Raw genomic sequence first — 1,144 nt, 5'->3', positions numbered from 1 at the left:
ATCATGGATCCGTATGGCAACGATGCCGCCGTCGCGGCGCTGGCCAAGGCCGGGCTGACGGCCTTTGCGATGGAATTCATGCCGCGCATCACGCGCGCCCAGTCGATGGACGTCTTGTCCTCGCAGGCTAACCTTGCCGGCTACCAGGCGGTGATCGACGGCGCTGCCGAATATGACCGGGCGCTGCCGATGATGATGACGGCGGCCGGCACTGTTCCTGCCGCCAAGGTGTTCATCATGGGCGTCGGCGTTGCCGGCCTGCAGGCGATCGCCACAGCGCGCCGGCTCGGCGCGGTCGTCACCGCGACCGATGTGCGCCCCGCCGCCAAGGAACAGGTCGCCTCGCTTGGCGCAAAGTTCCTCGCCGTCGAGGACGAAGAGTTCAAGGCGGCCGAGACCGCCGGCGGCTACGCCAAGGAGATGTCCAGGGAATACCAGGCCAAGCAGGCGGCGCTGACCGCCGAGCACATCGCCAAGCAGGACATCGTCATCACCACGGCGCTGATCCCCGGCCGCCCGGCGCCGAGGCTGGTGTCGGCTGACATGGTCGCCTCGATGAAGCCTGGTTCGGTGATCGTCGATCTTGCTGTGGAGCGCGGCGGCAATGTCGAGGGCGCTGTGCCTGGCAAGGTCGTGACGACGGCCAACGGCGTCAAGATCGTCGGCCATCTCAACGTGCCGGGCCGCGTCGCGGCCTCCGCTTCGCTGCTCTACGCCAGGAACCTTTTTGCTTTCCTCGAGACCCTGGTCGACAAGGCGACGAAGACGCTTGCCATCAACCGCGATGACGACCTGGTCAAGGCGACCATGCTGACCGACGGCGGCAAGATCGTCCATCCGGCCTTCGCCAAGGCCGACCAGCAGCCGCCAAAGGGCCAATATATCGAACCGCCGGCGATCCCGGCCAGCACAATGGTCGCTGATGCTTCGGCGCCCAAGAAAGCCGCGCCCAGGAAAGCTGCCGCATCCAAGCCCTCGCCGCCCAAGTCGCCCCCGCCGCCCAAGTCGCCCTCGCCAAAGTCGCCCTCGCCCAAGCCGAAAGGGACCGCGTGATGGACCAGACCTTGCAGAAAGCCCTCGACCAGCTCGACCAGGCAAGTGCTGCCGTCCGGCTGGCGGTGCAGAACCTGGCAAATGCTCCCGG

Annotated in this window: 1 protein-coding gene and 1 pseudogene; both read left to right on the top strand. The window is 66.9% G+C overall.

Features of this window, described 5'->3' with window-relative positions; translation table 11 throughout:
* The coding region (locus FJ949_RS30165) for an NAD(P) transhydrogenase subunit alpha (protein ID WP_140501648.1) at positions 1 to 1,053 on the top strand (1,053 nt) is incomplete at its 5' end.
* A pseudogene (locus tag FJ949_RS31120) lies at positions 1,053 to 1,144 on the top strand (NAD(P) transhydrogenase subunit alpha); the annotation flags it as partial. The gene FJ949_RS30165 and the pseudogene FJ949_RS31120, both read left to right, overlap by 1 nt.

It is taken from the genome of Mesorhizobium sp. B2-4-1, assembly GCF_006442185.1.
Classification (GTDB): Bacteria; Pseudomonadota; Alphaproteobacteria; order Rhizobiales; family Rhizobiaceae; genus Mesorhizobium.
The sequence above is the reverse complement of the archived record's forward strand: the minus strand, read 5'-3'. Positions and strand labels throughout refer to the sequence as shown.